Source organism: Oribacterium sp. oral taxon 078 str. F0263, assembly GCF_000469565.1.
Lineage (GTDB): Bacteria > Bacillota > Clostridia > Lachnospirales > Lachnospiraceae > Oribacterium.
In genome coordinates, this window is sequence record NZ_KI273141.1 from 1 (window position 1) to 18,004 (window position 18,004).

The following is an 18,004-nucleotide window of genomic DNA, read 5'->3' on the forward strand; positions in this document are numbered from 1 at the left end:
CTGCCGTCCTCGATGCCGGTCTTTTGCGCTTGCTTGCCCCGGAACGCCGGTTGGCATGCCGTGTATCCGTCCCAGCGTCTCTTCGCTTCTTCGAAGCTTTCGCGACGCTGCCAGGAATTCGCATTCCGGGCCTTCGGCCCTGCATGCTCATTCCTGTTGTCCTCTCAGATGCCGGAGCGGCCGCCCGTGTAAACACGGCGTCTGCTCCGGCGCCTGAGAGGGACTGATACACTAAAAATGGCGGATCTTAATCTGATCCACCATTGAAAATTCGCGAATGGAAATTCGCGAAGTAAAGCTTCAATCTTAACCCGGGTTCAGAGCTTTGTCTGCCAAGGTGAGGTGGATACCTGCTTTTCTGTCTGTGCGACTGTCTCAGTTTAGCGCAGATCCGGGCCTCTGTCAATCCTCTTTTGTCCGCTTCCGCTCCGTCATTCCGGCAGCTTCTTCCCTATGATTGACAGCTCCCTCCCCATGGTCCGCTTCCGAAGCTGTTTCTTCTGTGAGGAGGCTGTCGAAGATCTCATAGATCTCTTCCAGGCCCTGCCGGCTCCGCGCGGAGAAGGGGATCAGGCGGCAGGCATCGGAGGCGCCGAGGACGGCGCGGATCGAGCTCTCTCTTTTCTCAAGCTGTGTCTTTCCGATCTTGTCCGACTTCGTCAGGATCACAATCGGCTCGTAGCCGGTCGCATCCACGATCCAGCGGAACATCTGGATATCCTGTTTCGTGGGATCATGCCGGATATCCACAAGGAGTATGACCTCCTCGATGCTCTCGGAGCCCCTCAGATATTTCCGGATCATGCGGTCCCACTTCTCCTGCTCCACTGCCCCGGTCGCAGCATAGCCGTAGCCGGGCAGATCTACCAGATAGAAGCTTCCGTTTACGTGATAAAAGTTGATGGTCCGGGTCTTCCCCGGGGTAGAGGAGATCCTCGCATAGGATTTCCTCCGGATAAAGGAGTTGATAAAGGAGGACTTTCCGACATTGGAGCGGCCCGCCATCACAAATTCCGGCTCCCGGCTCCGAAAAAGCTCCGATTTCACCCCCAAGACCTTCGCAAGCTCCACCGATCGAATCTTCACGCTCCCTCTCCGCTCCTTCCGGGCCGTCGCCCCCGGCCGCCGCGCCGGGCCGCCGTATCGGAGGCTGCGGCGCTGAGTGCGCTCTCATCACGGCTCAGCACAGGCTCCCCCCTTCCCTCCACGACCTCTCTTGTGATCTCCACCGCGCTGATCGAGGGATCGGAGGGGATCTCATACATAAGCCCCATCATGATGTCCTCCATGATGGAGCGAAGCCCCCGCGCCCCGGTCTTTCTCTGGATCGCCTTCTCCGCGACCGCGCGGATCGCGTCCTCCGTAAAGCTTAATTCCACGCCGTCAAGCTCGAAAAGCCTCTGATATTGGCGGATCAGCGCATTCTTCGGCTCGGTCAGGATGCGCTTTAAGCTCTCCACATCGTGGCTCTCCAGTTCGACGTCGATCGGGACACGGCCGATGAATTCCGGGATGAGGCCGAATTTCACCAGATCCTCGGGCTGCACCTTTTTCAGGAGCTCGTCATAGCTGTTTCGATTCTTCTCCACGATCTCCGCTCCAAAGCCGATGGAGCCGGAGGCGATCCTCTTTTCGATGATCTTTTCCAGTCCGTCGAAGGCTCCTCCGCAGATAAAGAGGATATTCTTCGTATTGATCTGGATCAGCTCCTGCTGCGGATGCTTCCTGCCACCCTGTGGCGGGACGGAGGCGACGGTTCCCTCCAGGATCTTTAAGAGCGCCTGCTGGACTCCCTCTCCGGAGACATCCCTCGTGATCGAGACATTCTCCGACTTCTTTGTGATCTTGTCGACCTCATCGATGTAAATAATGCCGTACTCTGCCCTCTTCACATCGAGATTCGCCGCCTGGATGAGCTTTAAAAGAATGTTCTCCACATCCTCTCCGACATATCCCGCCTCTGTGAGCGCCGTAGCGTCCGCAATGGCAAAGGGAACACCCAGGATCTTCGCGAGAGTCTGCGCGAGGTAGGTCTTCCCGGTCCCCGTCGCTCCGATCAGCAGGATATTGGATTTCTGGACCTCAATGTCCTGAATCCGGGAGCTGATTCTCTTATAGTGATTGTAGACCGCGACGGAGAGCACCTTCTTCGCCTCATCCTGACCGATGACATACTCATCGAGAAAGCCCTTGATCTCCTTTGGCTTTAAGAGCTTCGGGGTGATTTCCGCCTGCGCCTCCGCCTCTTCCCTCCGATAATCCTCCGCCAGGATCTCGCTGCTCAGCTCGATGCACTCATTGCAGATCAGGGCCCCGTTATTGCCCCGGAACATCTTCTTCACCTGATCATAGCGTCTTCCGCAGAACGAGCAGCGCTCCCTCATATCCATCTTTTGCATAGCCCCTTACGCCTTTCCCTCCGACTCCCCTCTGGAGCGGAAGATCCGATCGACCAGTCCGTACGAGAGCGCCTGCTCCGCGTCCATCCAATGATCCCTCTCCGTATCCTCCAGCACCTTTTCCAGGCTCTGCCCGCAGTTTTCGGCGAGGATCTCCGCCATGTGCTTCTTCGTCCGGAGGATCCATTCCGCGGTGATCTGAATCTCCGTCGCCTGCCCCTGGGCGCCTCCGGAGGGCTGATGAATCATGACCTCCGCATTCGGAAGAATCATGCGCTTCCCCTTTGTGCCGCCGGCGAGGAGGAAGGCCCCCATCGAGGCCGCCATACCCACACAGATGGTGGAGACATCGCATTTGATATACTGCATCGTATCGTAGATCGCCATGCCGGCCGTGATCACCCCTCCCGGGGAATTGATATAAAGGCTGACATCCTTGTCCGGATCCTCTGACTCGAGATAGAGAAGCTGAGCCACCACAAGGGATGCGGTATCGTTATTCACCTCGTCCCCGAGAAAGACGATGCGCTCGTTCAGGAGGCGGGAAAAGATGTCGTAGCTCCGCTCTCCGCGCGATGTGGACTGAATGACATAGGGGATCGTGGCAATGCCTCTCGGATCGGAAAAATCTCTCATCTTATTTTCTCCTTCTATCTTCTCCTTCTATCGCCAAGGGAAACGCTATGCCGCTATGCTACCATGTTTTCCCTGAAAGAGGAATAAACTGCCGGTTGAAAGTCTCGAGGGAAGCGATCCTCAAATCCTCTGATCCTCTCTCAAAAAAGGAGCGCGGCTTTCGCAGCGCTCCCAAATCTCTCCCGGAGATCTTAATCAGGACTCCTCTCCCTCTTCCTTCTTCTCCGAAGACTTCTTTTCGGACTTCTTTTCGGATTTCTTCTCGCTTTTCTTCTCCGGCTTTGTGAGCTTTGCCTCGGAAAGCAGCATATCGACCGTCGCCTGAAGCTCGAGCTCTCTCCGGACGGATGCCTTCTGGGACTCGCTGACCGTCTTCATGAGATCCTCATACTTCATCTTGTACTGATCCGCGATTTTCTTAAACTCCTCCTCGACCCGCTCGTCCGGTACCGTGATATTCTCCTTCTTCTGGACCGCCTCGAGCACCAGGGAATTTCGGATGCTTCTCTCCGCCCCCGGCTTCATCTGCTCCTTCAGCTTCTCCTCGGTCTGTCCGGTGATCTGCATGTACTGCTCGATGGGAATCCCCTGCTGCTGAAGCCGCATCGCATAGTCCCGGTACATCTGCTCCAGCTGCTCCTCGAGCATCGGCTCCGGGATGTCCAGCTCCGCATTCTCAGCGACCTTATCGATGACGCGGTTCTCATTCTGCAGCGCAGCCTGCTTCTCCTTCTCCTCCCGGAGCCCTTTCTCGAGATCCTTCTTGTATTCCTCCAGGGTATCGAACTCGGAGACCTCGGAGGCGAATTCATCGTCCGCCTCCGGAAGCTGCTTTTCCTTTACGGATTTGATGCTGACCTTGAAGAGCGCTGCCTTTCCGGCGAGCTCCTTCGCCCCGTAATCCTCGGGGAAGCTCACATTGACATCGACCTCTTCCCCCGCCTTATGGCCGATCAGCTGATCCTCAAAGCCCGGGATAAAGGTCCCGCTCCCGATGGTGAGCGGATAATCCTCTCCCCGTCCGCCGACGAACTCCTCCCCGTCCACGGATCCCACAAAGTCAATGGAGCTGATATCTCCCTTTTTGATCTCCCGGTCGACATCGATCATGCGGGCGTTCTTCTCCAGCTCCTGTCTGAGACGATCCTCGACTTCCTTTTCCGTCACCGAAGAATCCGCGCCCTCGACGCTCACTCCCTTGTACTCTCCCAGCTTCACTTCCGGCTTCAGGGCAACCGTCGCGGTATAAATCAGATTCTTTCCCTTCTCAATCTGCTCCACGGAGATCTCCGGACGGGAGACAATGGAGAGGCCGGACTCCTTCGCAGCATCCGGATAGCTCTTGTCCAAAAGCCCGTTCAGGGCATCCTCATAGAAGACCTGCGGACCATACATCTTTTCGATCATCTGCATCGGCGCCCTGCCCCGGCGAAAGCCCGGAAGATTGAATCTGCCCTTATTCTTTCTGTAGGCCTCCGTAAGCGCCTGATCGAAATCCGCGGCATCCACTTCCACGGTGAGCTTCGCCATGTTTTTTTCTAAATTTTCAACTTTAACACTCATTTAAGAGCACCTCCACAAATCTTCTGTCATGATCCCCGCCGAATCCACGGCGCACCCGGTTATGCAGTATAACACTGAAATACAGCGCTGGCAAGCCGCACATCGTAAAAGCGCTGCCGGCCTGTAAATGCTCCTTCCCGCTTCCGCTCACCGGCCGAAAGCATAAATGGAGACCTACAAATTACTGTCTAACCATGCTTTCAGTTCATCAAAGCTGTAGTCCCCCTTTAACGCTATCCCATCTTTAATGATGGAATGCTTACATTCCTTTTTGTAATCCTCAATCATTCTCCCAAAGCCGCCTCCGCCATGCGTGCAAAAGGGAATGATGGTCTTTCCGCTCAAATCCACCGTTCTTAAAAACGAGCGAACGGGTGGGGCAAAGGTTTTCAGCCAATTCGGAGAGCCTATAAAAATCAGCTCTGCATTCTTAATCGCTTCCGCCCCCTGAATCTGAATAAGAGGAGGACAATATCCCTTTTCAATTTCTTCTCTCGCTTCCTTTACCGCTGTATTATACGAAAAGGAATAAGGCCTTTCCGGTTTCAGTTCTCTCAGTTCTCCATCCGTAATCAAGGCAATATCTTCCGCTAATCTTCTTGTTATCCCTGAATAGGAATAATATACAATGAAAGGCTTCATAAAAACCCCCTTTGGCAAAACCTCCTTTGGCAAAGTGCGGCCCTATCATGATTCCTGAGGAAAAAGGGCAGAAGCGGGCGGTCTCCCGAGCCGCGCGAGGCGGGAGTTGGCATACTCCCCGCTCTCCGTCACATCCTCAGAGAACCAGTCCGGTCCCTGAAACCGCCTCGCTTCCTCCACGCTCGGAAACTCGACCTCCGCGATCCAGAGCCCCTCCAGCTCGCCCAGGAAGCGGTCCAGCTCAATCCGGTATTCCCCAAAGGGGATGAGACTACGCCTCTTTCGAATGATGATCCCCTCCGCCTTCTTTAAGAGGGAATGATAGGATTCCCTGTCCAGCGGGAGATTCACCTCCTCGTGGGAGAGGAGTCCGGAGCCCTTATAGCTCATGCTGTAGTGCTCCTTCCCGTCCAGCCGGGAGCGGCGCACCCGGATCGCAGGAGAAAAGTTCAGGTAGCCCTGCTCGATCTCCTTTATCGGATATTCCAAGAGCCGTTCCGGAAGTCTCCGGATCCGCCACTTCCTCTCGATCTCCAGTGCCATGTCCCCCTCCTTTGTTCCGGGATGCTTTTCCGGCGAACTGCCTCTGCCCCTTTCGAAATGTCCCTGCTTTTATGCCGCAGGAGATGCGGATTCCCTCTCCGCGGAAAAACGGGCCGCGTCTTTCTGTCCCGGGGCATTCCGCTCCTCGGAAAAGGAAAGGCCGGGCAGCTATCCTGCCCGGCCGCAAAGCCCTTCTTAAACGGCGCTTTCCGATGCTTTACTGCTCATCGTCCGCTTCCGCTCTTCCGACCGCCTCGATATCCACATCGGCTACATCGGCATCCTCTCTCCTGCCCTCCTCCGGGAGAAGGACCTTCATGGAAAGAGAGATCTTGTGGTTATTCACATCGAGATCCACGACCTTTGCCTCGATCTCCTGTCCCACCGAAAGGACATCCGAGGGCTTGTTGACATGCTCTCTGGAAATCTGAGAGACATGGAGCAGGGCGTCGATCCCCTTGTCCAGCTCGATGAAGGCGCCGAAGTCCGTCATGCGGGCGACCCTTCCTCTTACGATCTGCCCGGCGGCATACTTCGTATCCGCATCCTTCCACGGGTTCTCATCCGGGAACTTTCTCGTCAGCGCAATCCTCTCGCCGTTGATCTCCTTGACCAGGACCTTGACCTCCTGCCCCGGCTTAAAGAGCTTCTTCGGATTCTCGATGCGTCCCCAGCTCATCTCGGAGATATGGAGAAGGCCGTCCGCACCGCCGAGATCGATGAAGGCGCCGAAGTCGGTGAGATTCTTCACGACGCCGGTCCTCACATCTCCCTCCCGGAGCTCCGCAAAGAGCTTGTCGTGCTGCTCCTTCTTCAGGGCGAGCATGATCTGCTTCCTGTCTCCGATCACTCTGCGCTTCTGCGGATTGAACTCCGTGATCACAAACTGAATGTCCTGCCCCTGATACTTGTTCAGATCCCTCTCGAAGCTGTCGGAGACCAGAGAGGCCGGCACGAAAACTCTCGCTCCGTTCACCTCGACATTGAGTCCGCCCTTGACCACCTGGATCACGCGTCCGGTGAGGACTGCGCCCTCCTCGAAGGCCTTCCTGAGCTCCTCGGAGGCCTTGGACTGCAGCGCGTCCCTGTGAGAGAGGATGACCTGCCCCTCGCCGTCATTTACTTTCTTCACCTTGCACTCGATCTCGTCTCCGATATTGACAACCGTCGTGAGATCCAGGGAATTATCGGTGCTGTAGTCGCTGCGGGTCAGGATCCCGTCGGACTTGTAACCGATGTTCAGAGCGATTTCATCCGGCTTGACGCTGATGACCTTGCCTGTTACGATCTCTCCCGCATGAATTGATTTCAGTGATCCCTCCAGCATTTGTTCAAAACTCATTTCTGACATAAGTTAGAACCTCCTTAATGATTTCTTTCGGGGTACTGGCCCCTGCTGTAATAGCTACGTTGCGAATCGCTTCATCCGAGTAGAGTTTAAGATCTTTGACCGTTTGTATCAGCTGCGTGTTCCGACATTCCGACTGGCAAATCTCAAATAGCTTCTTCGTGTTTGATGAACTGCTTCCTCCAATGACGATCATGGCATCGGAGCTCCCTGCAAGCTTCTTGGCCTCTTCCTGTCTTTCGAAAGTTGCGTTGCAAATCGTATTTATAACGTTAGTATGATACCGCTTTTTCTCTAAAATATCAATAAGCAACTTGAATTTGTCCACATTAAATGTGGTCTGTGCCAGCACAAGGACCCGCTCTCCCCCTCCGTCCGGAAGCTTTTCCGCCTCCTCCGGACCGGGAAGCGCCGTGATTCTTCCTCTGGCCCAGCCCATGATGCCGATGATTTCCGGGTGATGAGGATCCCCGACGATGAAGCATTTCTCCCCTCTCCCCGTGTGCTCCTCCGCGAGGCGCTGAATCTTCCGGACGTAGGGGCAGGACGCGTCCACCGTCTCGATCCCCTTTTCCCGGAGGAGCTCATAGATCTCCCTGGGGACTCCGTGCGCCCGGATAATGACGATGCCCCCGGAAAGCGCCTCGAGTTCCTCCCGTGTCTCCAGCACGGACACGCCTCGCTCCTTCAGGGCCGTGACCACGGTATCGTTGTGTACGATCGCCCCGTAGGTATAGATCGGCTTCCTCTCGGAGGGGGGCTTTGCCTCCTCCCTCTCCGCGATCCGGAGGACCTGATCCACCGCGCGCTGTACCCCGAAGCAAAATCCGGCGCTCTTTGCGACCACCACCCTCTTCCCCGATCCCGCCATAAGAAAGCTCTCCTCTCAGCCCTTTGAGAGAGCGAGGATCGCATCGACCGTCCCCTCGATCGTAAGATCGGAGGAGTCCAGAAGCAGCGCGTCCTCCGCCCTCTTAAGAGGCGCGATCTCCCGGTGCATATCCCGGTAATCCCGCTCCTCCACCTCTCTCTTCACCGCAGCGTAATCCGCCTTCTCCCCCTTTTCGAGAAGCTCCCGCATCCTCCGGCGGGCTCTGACCTCGGAGGATGCCGTGAGATAGATCTTAAGATCTGCCCCGGGGAGAACCCTCGTCCCGATATCCCGGCCGTCCATGACCACGGAATGCTTCTCTCCGAGCTCTCTTTGCAGGGAGAGGAGCTTCGTGCGGACCGCGCCGTAGCAGGAGATCACAGAGGCGGCATCCCCGACCTCCTGCGTCCGAATCTCCCCGGAGACATCCTCCCCGTCAAGCTCCACCCTCTGTCCCCCGTCCTCCCCGGGGCGAAGGGAGACAGAGACCCCTTCCACGGCCTTCGAGACAGCCTCTTCGTCGTGGAGCGGGAGCGCATGCCGGAGGCAAAAAAGCGCAAGAGCGCGGTACATCGCACCGGTATCCACATAGAGACAGCCGAGCCTTCGCGAAAGAGCGCGGGCGACCGTAGACTTTCCCGCTCCCGCGGGACCGTCGATTGCGATAGTATAGGGCATAGAGACCTCCGAAATCCGCGGCATTTTCTGCCGCAAGCTGACAAAAGCGCTCCCTCCCCGAAGGAGGAGAAGTGCGGGTGGATTCTCGATACAATCCGCGTCCTCCTATCTTTCCTCCGCCGCGGACCTCCCCGCGAGAAAGCCTGTGGAAAAAGCCGCCTGCATGTTATAGCCCCCGGTAGAGGCATCGATATCGAGGAGCTCCCCGGCGAAGTAAAGGCCGCGGACCCTCCGGGACTCCATGCTCTTTGGGGAAATATCTCGGGTATCGACCCCTCCCCTTGTGATGATGGCCTCCCGAAAGGAGGCGGTGCCCCGGATCGTAAAGCAAAAATCCCGAAAGAGAGTCTCGATCTCCCTCCTCTTTTCCCGGGAGAGCTCCCCTGCCTTCTCCCGGCGGGAGATCCCCCTTTTCTCCAGTCTCCTCAAAAAAACCGGAAGAAATCGGAGCGGAAGAAGGGCGGAGAGCACCCGCTCCAGCCCTCCGCCCCCGGCGTTTTCCAGCTCCCGGATCAGTCTCCCCTCCAGCATCTTTTCCGTGAGGGCGGGCTTTAGGTCGATGTGCGCTGTGAGAAGAAGGCCCCGCTTCGCCTCTTCCGAATGCAAAAGCTCTGTCAGCTCGGCGGAAGCGGATAGGATGATCGGCCCGGAAAGCGCATCCGGGAGGAAATCGATCTCTCCGAAGGACTCATAATAAGACCTTCCCTCCTCGTCCCGGATCGAAAGCCCCGCATTCCTTAGCTTCAGCCCCTGGAGAAAGCGGCAGTCCCCCTCCTCTACGAGGAGCGGAACGAGGGAGGGGAGGCATTCCCGCAGCCGATGTCCCGTCTCCCCGGCAAAGCGATAGCCGTCCCCCGTAGAGCCGGTGGAGGGGTAGGAAAGCCCCCCCGTGGCGACGATGAGCCGATCCGCTGAAATCTCTCCCTCCCGGCAGCAAACGGAATAAACCGCTCCGTTTTGAAGCCGGATTTCTCTTGCCTCCGTTCGATAAAGAAGCTTCACTCCCGCCTTCTTCAGGGCGCGCTTCAGAGCGTCTGTGATCGAAAAGGCGTGGTCAGAGAGGGGAAAGACCCTGCCTCCCCGCTCCTCCTTCAGGGGACAGCCGTTTTCCTCCATGAGCCTCCATAGGTCCCGGTTGGAAAAGGCGGAGAAGGCGGAGTAGAGAAAGCGGGGGTTTCTGAAAAAGTGCTGCGGAAAGTCCCCGATATCCGCGGAATTTGTGAGATTCCCGCGGCCCTTTCCGCTGATAAAGATCTTCTTCCCGAGTTTTTCGTTCTTCTCCAGGAGCAAAACCTCGGCCCCGGGATTCACTTTCTTTGCGGAGAGCGCTGCCATCATTCCGGCGGCTCCTCCGCCGATCACTGCGATTTTCACGGCCCGAAGCCCCCCTCTTCTACGACGCGGAAAGCACAAACATATTGTAGATCGCGCGGATCGCCGCCTCAAAGTCCTCATTCCGGACCCCGATGATGATATTATATTCACTCGATCCCTGATCGATCATCTTGATATTGATGTAGTCATGCGCCAAAGCGCTCATGACGCGGCCCGCAACGCCCCGGGCGGACTTCATGCCGCGCCCGACGACCGCGATCAGGGCCAGATCCGCCTCCAGCTCGATGAGATCCGGATTCACCGCCCTCTGTATCCCCTGCAATACCTTCTGCTCATTCGATATCAGCTCCTCCTGATGAATGAAGAGAGTCATCGTGTCGATGCCGGACGGCGTATGCTCCACGCTGATCCCGTTCTCCTCGATCACGGAAAGGACCTTCCGGATAAATCCGATCTCCGAGTTCATCATCGCCTTTTCGATATTGATGGAACAGAAATTCTTCTTCCCCGCGATCCCCGTGATGATGAAGCGCGGCTTCTTCAGGGTATTTGCGACGATCATCGTCCCATGATCCTCGGGTCGGTTGGTGTTTTTGATCTGGATCGGGATGCCCTCCTTCCGGACGGGGAAGATCGCGTCCTCATGGAGCACGCTCGCCCCCATATAGCTCAGCTCCCGAAGCTCCCGATAGGTGATATAGTCGATCACCTCCGGCTTTCTCACGATCCGGGGGTCAGCGACCAAAAAGCCGGATACATCCGTCCAGTTCTCATAGAGATCCGCGTGAAGTCCCGCCGCGATCAAGGAGCCTGTCACATCGGAGCCGCCCCGGGAGAAGGTCACGGTCCTTCCCTCCGGGTCCAGACCGTAGAAGCCGGGTATGACCGCCTTCTCCATGTCCCGGAGTCTCTCCCCGACTCTTCTCTCCGTCTCCCGGAAGTCACACTCCCCGTCCGGGCGGAATGCGATGAGCTCCCCGGCGTCTAAAAAGGGGAAGCCGAGATACTCCGCCATGAGCTTCGCATTCAGATACTCCCCGCGGGAGGCCGCGTAGGCACAGCTCTCCCCGGCGAGAAGTCTCTCCCGGATCTCCCTGAAGTCCTCTTCGAGGCTCAGGGAAAGGGAGAGGCCGTCTATGATTTCCCGATAGCGCCTCTCGATCTTCGGGAGCTGCCGCTCCATCCCCCTCCCCTCCCGCAGATCCTCATAGAGAAGATAGAGAAGGTCCGTGACCTTCTCATCCTTCGGGAAGCGCTTCCCCGGCGCGGAGACGACGACATAGCGCCTCGCGGGATCCGAGAAAACAATCTCCCTGACCTTTTTAAACTGCTCCGCGGAAGCACAGGAGCTCCCGCCGAATTTCACAAGCTTCATAAAAATCCCCCTCATCCTCTCCGGGGCAGGGGAATCCGGTCTTCCCTCCCCGCGGAATGAGAAGGATTATAACACCGGGACGGCTCTTCTACAAGAAGAGCCGTCCCGGTGCGTCCATTTTCCCCTTCGAAAATCCGCTTCTCTACTTTTTCTGTACGATATAGGGAGACAGAATCCCGCCCAGGTGAGCGAGGGACATCGTCTGGATATAGGCCTTCCCCGGGCCGGTGATGACGGTGTCCACAAGGCCCTCTCCGCCAAAGAGCTTGTTCTTTAAGCCCTTTACCATCCGGATATCCATCTTGCAGCTCGCATCCATCAGCGCGAGCACCCCGGTATCGCAGACAAGCTCCTCCCCCGCCGCAAGGTCATATTCCTTGACATAGCCGTCCAGCTCCAGGAAGACCACTCCCGGTCCCGTGACCTTCTGCATGATGAAGCCCTCTCCTCCGAAGAAGCCGGCCCCCAGCTTTTTCTGGAAGAAGATCGACAGATCAACGCCGGACGTAGAGCAAAGGAAGGCGGACTTCTGGCAGATCAGGCTCTCTCCGGGCCCGAGCTCTCTCGCGATGATGCTCCCCGCAAAGGAAGAGGCGAAGCCGATCTCCGCCGGTCCCTTCGCGGTATAGTGACTCATGAAGAGGCTCTCTCCGGAAAACATCCTCCCGATGCTCTTCCCGATCCCGCCGGTCCCCCTCGTCTCCGTCTCTATGGGTCCCTTGGCCCAGGTCCTCCCCGCGAGCTCACTCATGATCGTCTCTCCCGCGTCCAGCTGGATGACAACCGCCGGAAGACTTCCTCCCTCGATCTGATAACGCATACTGCTTCCTCCTATCTTCTGCTTTTCATGTTTCTCTCCGCGCTGCACCGATAGTTTAAACTATCAGGACCGCGGCCCTTCTGTCAATTCGTTTTTATCAATTTTTCAGAGAAATGTAAATGGTCCGACAGATAGTATTTCATTCTTTCGCGTTTTCAGAGAAGGCACTCCCTCCCGGGGAGGAATTTTCCGGCCTTTCCCGGGATGCCCCTCCCGCAGACTGCGCTTCTTATCTCTCGGATAAGGCACGGCGTTTGGAGGCGGTTTCTAAGATTATGAGAGGATCAATTCTTTACAGCCTCTCCGCCCTCGACCACGATGGAATCCGGGTCCGTGTCGTCCCCGAAAACCGGCTTTAAGGTCTCCTCATAGTCCTTATGGAAGAAATTCTCCTTCCCGAGCGCCCGGATCTCCTCATTTAGGAAATCCAGAAGCTCCGTATTGCCCTTCGCGACCGCGGCCGCAATCGTGTCGTAGTCCCCGAGAGTTTCGATCCCCACCACATAACCGGGGTTCGTCTTCGCCCAGGCTATGACCTCGGTATTGTCCGTGGAGAAGGCGTCCCCTCTTCCGTCCAAGAGCGCATTATAGGCGTCCGCGTAGGCATCGTACTTTTGGAGCTTTACCTCGGGATGATTCTTCTCAAAATAGGTCTCCGCCGTCGTGCCCTTTGCGATGATCAGGGTCTTTCCCTTCAGCTCCTCGACGGATTTGATCTCCTTGTCCTCCGGGGAAACCACGCCGAGCGCGACCTTCATATAGGGAAGCGCGAAATCCACCTGCTCCGCCCTCTCCTTTGTGACCGTAAAATTCGCAAGAGTAATGTCAATCTTTCCGGTGCTCACATATTCCACGCGGGAGGCCGGGTCCAGGGAGGTAAACTCCGCCTTCACCCCGAGATCCTCCGCGATGCGCCTCGCATAGAAGACATCATAGCCCTGATTCTCCCCCTTTGAATCGATATAGCCAAACGGAGCCTTGTCCGTAAAGACACCGATCCGGATCACCCCGGAATTCCGGATCTCCTCCACCGTGCGAAAGGATGCAGATCCCTCCTTCTTCCCCTCCGCCGCGCTCTGCGCGCTGCTCCCGGTCTTTTCGCTCTGAGAGGCACAGCCGGACAGGGCCCCCGCAAGAAGAAGCGCCGAAAGAAAAACTGCTGCCGCCATTGATTTTTTCATACTGTCTCTCCCTTTCTCCGGATCTCATCCTCTCATCCGGCACTGATCCAAAAAACTTTTCCATCCATCCTCGGAAAATGCGGATCCTGTCGAAATTTGCAGGGATCAATCCGCTTCTTCCGAAAGCCTCCCCTCTCCCTCTCTTCCCTTCTTTTTGGAGGAGAAGAGGAAGTTCCCGAGGAAGTCTCTCGCCCTCTCCGTCTTCGGAGCCGTAAAAAAGGCTTCGGGCTCCCCGCTCTCCGCGATATTCCCCTGGTCCATGAAGAGGATCCTGTCCGCGACCGCCCGGGCAAAGGCCAGCTCGTGCGTGACGATCAGCATCGTCATCCCCCGCTCGGAGAGCTCCATCATGACATCGAGAACCTCCCTGACCATCTCCGGGTCCAGCGCGGCCGTGACCTCATCAAAGAGCATCATCTCCGGGTGCATGGCTAAGGCCCGCACAATTGCGACCCTCTGCTTCTGCCCTCCGGAGAGCATCCTGGGGTAGGCCTTCTCCTTCTCCGACAGATTCACCCTGAGGAGAAGCTCCCTCGCCTCCCGCTCGGCCTCCGCCCTCCCCTTTCTCTGCACCCGGATCGGCGCGAGCGTGATATTCTCCAGAACTGTCATGTGGGGAAAAAGCTCGTAGCTTTGGAATACCATGCCGAGCTTCTGCCGGATCTTCGGAAGCTCCCTCGGATTCCCGCTGATGAGCTCTCCGTCCAGGCGGATGCTCCCCCCGTCGATCCTCTCCAGACCATTGATGCAGCGGAGCAGGGTCGACTTCCCGCAGCCGGAGGGCCCGAGGAGGACGAGCACCTCTCCCCTTTTCACATCCAGATCGATCCCTCTGAGAATCGCATTTCCCGACTCATAGCTCTTATGGAGATTTCTGATAGAAAGAAGAACATCTTCCGTCATGATTTCCCTTCCCCTCTTTCCTGAAATTTTCCGCTCCCGCAGACTGAAGCTGCCCCTTCCCCGTCCCATCCAAAGCGATGCCGACCCGCAGAGAGGGCATCAGTCCCTCCACCTTTTTTCCAGATAGCCCGCGAAAAGAGAGATCGGCCAGCACACCAGGAAGTAGAGGAGAAAGATCACGCCATAGATCGGGAGCGCCGCCGTCGGGTAGCGGAAGCGGTTCGCATCGATGATCTGCTGCCCTGTCTTAAGGACCTCCACGACCCCGATCAGGACGACCAGGGAGCTCGTCTTTACCATTCTCGTCACAAGATTGATGGCGAGAGGGATCAGACGCCGGACCGTCTGGGGTATGATGATGAAAAATGCGGTCTGAAGCGGTGTCAGGCCGAGTGCCGCGGCGCTCTCATACTGTATCCTCGGTATGCTGACAAGCGCCCCCCTCACAAGGTCTCCGAGCTCCGCCGTCCCCCATAGGACGAAGACGATGACCGCGCTCAGCTCCCCGGAGAGGCTCAGAGCGAAGGCCCGTGCCGTTCCGAAATAGACCAGGAAGAGGAGCACAAGCTGCGGCATGATCCGGATAAAGTCGAGATAGATCCGGCTCAGCGCCTTTGTAAGGGGATTCCTTCTCGTCATGAGCATGCCAAAGAGGATGCCGAGCGGAAGGGAGAGCGCCGCGGAGAGGAGGCTGATCCGGATCGTCACAAAAAGTCCTCCCATCAGCCTCTCGAAATTATTTCCGTCAAAGAGGATGCCGATGCCCCGCTCTCTCCCGCCCGTATTTTGCAAAGAGAGAAGCGAAGAAAGAGAAAAGAGCTCAATCGCCGAAGCCCGCATAGCGAAGCCTCCTTTCCAGGAGAGTTCCGAGAATAGAGATCGGAAGCAAAAGCACGAGATAGAAGAGGACCAGCATGAAAAGCGCCTCCTCGGTCTGATAATAAAGGCCGATCAGATCCTTCGCCACATACATAAGATCCGCCAGAGCGATCGCGGAGAAGACGGAGGTCTCCTTGATGAGGAAGATCACATTCGCGACGAGGGAGGGGACAGAGAGCGCAAGAGCCTGCGGGAAGATCACATAGCCCATGCTCTGAAGCGGCGTGAGCCCAAGAGACAGCGCCGCCTCCCTCTGGACCCCCTCCACGGCCTCCAGCCCCGCCCGGAAGCTCTCCGTCATATAGGCTCCGCCCAGAAAGCTCAGTCCCACGACGCCGCAGAGTCCGGAGCTCATCCGGATTCCAAGCTTCGGAAGTCCGAAATAGAGAAAGAAGAGCTGGACGAGGAGAGGTGTATTCCGGGACAATTCCACATAGGCCGAAGCGATCCGGCGGAGGATGGGAAGCTTATAGTATTCTGTGACGCTGCAAAGCGCTCCGATCAGAACGGAAAAGAGAATGCCGAGCGCTGCGATCCCCAGAGTCAGCCTCGCCGCATCAAAATACATCGGTGCAAATCTTCGAATAAATGAAAAATCCACGCTGCCTCCTGTCCGATTGCTTATCTTCCCCGCGCCGGAGAAATGGGTCCGTAATGAAGAGCCGATACGTAAAAAGGGAGGAGCAGGTCCTGCCTGCTCCTCCCTGGAATACGCGAAATCCGCGCGCGGCAAAGGCCTCCTATGCGTCACACATACGGAGGCAACAAGAAAAGATCATCTCTTTTTTCTGCTTTGCCATGCTCTTCTCCTCTTTCTCTTCTCTGCCGGACCCGGGCACAAAACGATACACCCCAAAATCCCCGCCGACTGATAGGGATTCTATCATCTGCCGCCCTCTCCTGTCAAGTCAGGCCGGAAAGCAAGCTCTCCTTCCCAAAAGCCTCACTGCGCATCCCCCTCCTGCCACTGCTCCACCAGGGCCGCCTGGACGAGAAGTCTCTTCCCCGCACTTCCCGGGCCGGAGCAGGTGGAGAGGGTGAGGAGCTTCGGCTTCTCCGTGAAGTCGATGCCGGTCTCTGATGACTCCGGGGCAGCGGAACGCTTCAGACTCCGCTCCACATAGCTCTCATAGTCCGCCTCCGTCACATCCCGATAGACCGCATCCTCTACGTCGGTGACGAAATAGGAGAAGATCCGGTATTTCCGGATGCCGTCCGGCCGGCAGAGGTAGAGATAGGGATTGGAGGATGCGAGCCCGGGGTCCTTCAGGAGGAGCTTCAGCTTCCCGAACATGGATCCGTTTTTCATATTGTGTCCGAAGACAAAGGTATTGAGATCGCTGTAGTCCTTTGAGGCCGCCGCATCCAAAAAGATCGAGCCCGCCGCATTGGACTTTCCCTCGAAGGATCGGTGCATATAGTCCTCATTGTCCTTCCCGGCCGCAATCGGATAGCGGAGGTCCAGAGCGGGAAAATAGAGAACCGCGGAGAAGTCCGGGTTCACCTTCTGGAGGGCCGCATAGTCGATCTTAAGCTCCGGGCGCTCGCTCTCTCCGCTCTCTGCCTTCTCCCCGCTCTCCGCGCTCTCCTCCGTCTCTCCGCTCTCCGTTCCGACTTCGATATGTTCGCGAAGCGATGCGTACTCCTGATCCGCCGCCCTGTACTCCCTGTACTCCTTCAGAAAAAGGGAGCCAAAGAGAAGGATCCCCGCGGCAGACAAAAGGAGCAGCAGCCGGAAGATCCAAAGATTTCTTCCCCGAAGCTGCTTCTTCCCTCTGCTCCTCTTCCTATCATCCATCTTTTTCGCCTCCTCCATGCGCCGATTCGATTTCCGCTGACTGATCCCCGTTTTCTTTTCCCTCTCCGTTCTCCCCGGCTCCTCTAAAGAGAGCTTAGCCTCGGTCCTTCTCCTCCTCTGCCCCGGAGGAAGGACCCGGGATCCGCTCTCCGGGAGGAGGATAGAGCGGCCCCTTCGGGATATAGTGCATCTCCGTGACCTGGTAGACCGTGATAAAAGCCTCCTTATCGATCTCCCGGAGGAAACGCATGAGCCGCTGGAATTCCTGGCGGTTCACAATCGTGACCAGCTCCTGCCGCTTCTCAAGCTGATAGGCTCCGATGATATCGTAGACCGTAGCACCGCTGTGGAGCTCCCGGAGGATGAAGCTCCGGACTCTCTCCTGCTCCTTTGAAATGATGCAGACCTTCTTTTTCATCGTCTGTCCGAAGATGAAATGATCCAGGATGATGCCATTGAAATAGGTCCCCAAGATAGAGAGAACCAGCGTTTTTTTATCCGAGACCAGCGCCGAGGAAAGGGCGATGCACATCCCCGCAAGAGACATCGCGGCTCCGATCTCCATGTGGAGATAGCGGTTCATGATCTTTGCCACGATGTCGAGACCGCCGGAGGAGGCATTGTCATTAAAGAGGATGCAAAGGCCGATGCTCACGGTGAAGATGTAGGATACCACATCCAGAGTCTGATCCCCCGTGAGGGAGCCCTGCGCCGGAAAAAGACGCTCGAAAAATCCGAGGAAAAGCGGAAGCAGGATCGAGGCGTAGACCGTCTTTGCTCCGAATTCTCTGCCGCAGGTCAGAAATCCAAGGAGCAGGAGGGCGATATTCAGAAGCATCGTGAGCTCTGAAATGCTGCGCCCGGTAAAGTGCTGCAGAATGATCGCAAGCCCTGAGATACTGGAGACCGACGCCCCACTCGGAATCAAAAAGAAATAGACGGACGCCGCGACGATCAAAAGCGCGGCACTCATCTTCAGAAGATCCAGCAGGATCTCCAAAATGCGATGGCTCACAGCCTTTCCCATGGTAAG

19 protein-coding genes are annotated in these 18,004 nt (G+C 56.8%); all 19 read right to left on the minus strand.

Going from position 1 to position 18,004, the window contains the following annotated elements:
• Positions 1–402 precede the first annotated feature (402 nt).
• The 19 genes from yihA to HMPREF1986_RS12150 all read right to left on the minus strand — a co-directional run bounded on the left by yihA (position 403) and on the right by HMPREF1986_RS12150 (position 17,998).
• Complete coding sequence (yihA, locus tag HMPREF1986_RS12060; RefSeq protein ID WP_021775141.1) at positions 403–1,086, minus strand: ribosome biogenesis GTP-binding protein YihA/YsxC; 684 nt, start codon at positions 1,084–1,086, stop codon at positions 403–405.
• A complete protein-coding gene (gene clpX / locus HMPREF1986_RS12065; RefSeq protein WP_021775142.1) occupies positions 1,083–2,399 on the minus strand; it encodes an ATP-dependent Clp protease ATP-binding subunit ClpX in 1,317 nt (438 codons plus the stop codon). The genes yihA and clpX overlap by 4 nt, the downstream gene beginning before the upstream one ends.
• A gap of 6 nt (positions 2,400–2,405) precedes the next feature.
• Positions 2,406–3,035 (minus strand): ATP-dependent Clp endopeptidase proteolytic subunit ClpP, encoded by a 630-nt coding sequence (clpP, locus tag HMPREF1986_RS12070; protein WP_009215993.1) that lies wholly within the window; start codon positions 3,033–3,035, stop codon positions 2,406–2,408.
• Between the two features lie 195 nt (positions 3,036–3,230).
• Complete coding sequence (tig, locus tag HMPREF1986_RS12075; protein WP_021775143.1) at positions 3,231–4,598, minus strand: trigger factor; 1,368 nt, start codon at positions 4,596–4,598, stop codon at positions 3,231–3,233.
• 174 nt (positions 4,599–4,772) lie between these two features.
• The gene (locus HMPREF1986_RS12080; RefSeq protein ID WP_021775145.1) at positions 4,773–5,240 is read right to left on the minus strand and encodes a flavodoxin; all 468 of its coding nucleotides are present in this window, start codon (positions 5,238–5,240) and stop codon (positions 4,773–4,775) included.
• A 45-nt stretch (positions 5,241–5,285) separates the two neighbouring features.
• Positions 5,286–5,783 (minus strand): CYTH domain-containing protein, encoded by a 498-nt coding sequence (locus HMPREF1986_RS12085; RefSeq protein ID WP_021775146.1) that lies wholly within the window; start codon positions 5,781–5,783, stop codon positions 5,286–5,288.
• A 217-nt stretch (positions 5,784–6,000) separates the two neighbouring features.
• Complete coding sequence (gene rpsA / locus HMPREF1986_RS12095; protein WP_036600639.1) at positions 6,001–7,134, minus strand: 30S ribosomal protein S1; 1,134 nt, start codon at positions 7,132–7,134, stop codon at positions 6,001–6,003.
• Positions 7,115–8,002 (minus strand): 4-hydroxy-3-methylbut-2-enyl diphosphate reductase, encoded by an 888-nt coding sequence (gene ispH / locus HMPREF1986_RS12100; protein WP_021775147.1) that lies wholly within the window; start codon positions 8,000–8,002, stop codon positions 7,115–7,117. Before ispH ends, rpsA begins: the two co-directional genes overlap by 20 nt.
• A gap of 15 nt (positions 8,003–8,017) precedes the next feature.
• The gene (gene cmk, locus HMPREF1986_RS12105; protein WP_036600655.1) at positions 8,018–8,680 is read right to left on the minus strand and encodes a (d)CMP kinase; all 663 of its coding nucleotides are present in this window, start codon (positions 8,678–8,680) and stop codon (positions 8,018–8,020) included.
• A 105-nt stretch (positions 8,681–8,785) separates the two neighbouring features.
• A complete protein-coding gene (locus HMPREF1986_RS12110; protein ID WP_021775149.1) occupies positions 8,786–10,054 on the minus strand; it encodes an NAD(P)/FAD-dependent oxidoreductase in 1,269 nt (422 codons plus the stop codon).
• A gap of 19 nt (positions 10,055–10,073) precedes the next feature.
• The gene (locus tag HMPREF1986_RS12115; RefSeq protein WP_036600657.1) at positions 10,074–11,390 is read right to left on the minus strand and encodes an aspartate kinase; all 1,317 of its coding nucleotides are present in this window, start codon (positions 11,388–11,390) and stop codon (positions 10,074–10,076) included.
• Between the two features lie 142 nt (positions 11,391–11,532).
• Positions 11,533–12,210, minus strand: coding sequence for an AIM24 family protein (locus tag HMPREF1986_RS12120; RefSeq protein WP_036600641.1), 678 nt, complete (start codon positions 12,208–12,210; stop codon positions 11,533–11,535).
• A gap of 284 nt (positions 12,211–12,494) precedes the next feature.
• Positions 12,495–13,391: a cysteine ABC transporter substrate-binding protein gene (locus tag HMPREF1986_RS12125; RefSeq protein WP_009216004.1), complete on the minus strand. Its 897-nt coding sequence runs from the start codon at positions 13,389–13,391 to the stop codon at positions 12,495–12,497.
• 105 nt (positions 13,392–13,496) lie between these two features.
• A complete protein-coding gene (locus HMPREF1986_RS12130) occupies positions 13,497–14,294 on the minus strand; it encodes an amino acid ABC transporter ATP-binding protein (RefSeq protein ID WP_036600643.1) in 798 nt (265 codons plus the stop codon).
• Positions 14,295–14,393: 99 nt separating this feature from the next.
• Positions 14,394–15,017, minus strand: a complete 624-nt coding sequence (locus tag HMPREF1986_RS12135; RefSeq protein ID WP_051273938.1) for an amino acid ABC transporter permease — start codon at positions 15,015–15,017, stop codon at positions 14,394–14,396.
• Between the two features lie 97 nt (positions 15,018–15,114).
• Positions 15,115–15,774, minus strand: coding sequence for an amino acid ABC transporter permease (locus HMPREF1986_RS12140; RefSeq protein WP_036600661.1), 660 nt, complete (start codon positions 15,772–15,774; stop codon positions 15,115–15,117).
• A 139-nt stretch (positions 15,775–15,913) separates the two neighbouring features.
• Positions 15,914–16,060 (minus strand): hypothetical protein, encoded by a 147-nt coding sequence (locus tag HMPREF1986_RS13215; protein WP_155978815.1) that lies wholly within the window; start codon positions 16,058–16,060, stop codon positions 15,914–15,916.
• A gap of 56 nt (positions 16,061–16,116) precedes the next feature.
• Positions 16,117–16,971 (minus strand): class B sortase, encoded by an 855-nt coding sequence (locus tag HMPREF1986_RS12145; protein WP_196806139.1) that lies wholly within the window; start codon positions 16,969–16,971, stop codon positions 16,117–16,119.
• Positions 16,972–17,065: 94 nt separating this feature from the next.
• Complete coding sequence (locus tag HMPREF1986_RS12150) at positions 17,066–17,998, minus strand: YitT family protein (protein ID WP_021775158.1); 933 nt, start codon at positions 17,996–17,998, stop codon at positions 17,066–17,068.
• Positions 17,999–18,004 lie beyond the last annotated feature (6 nt).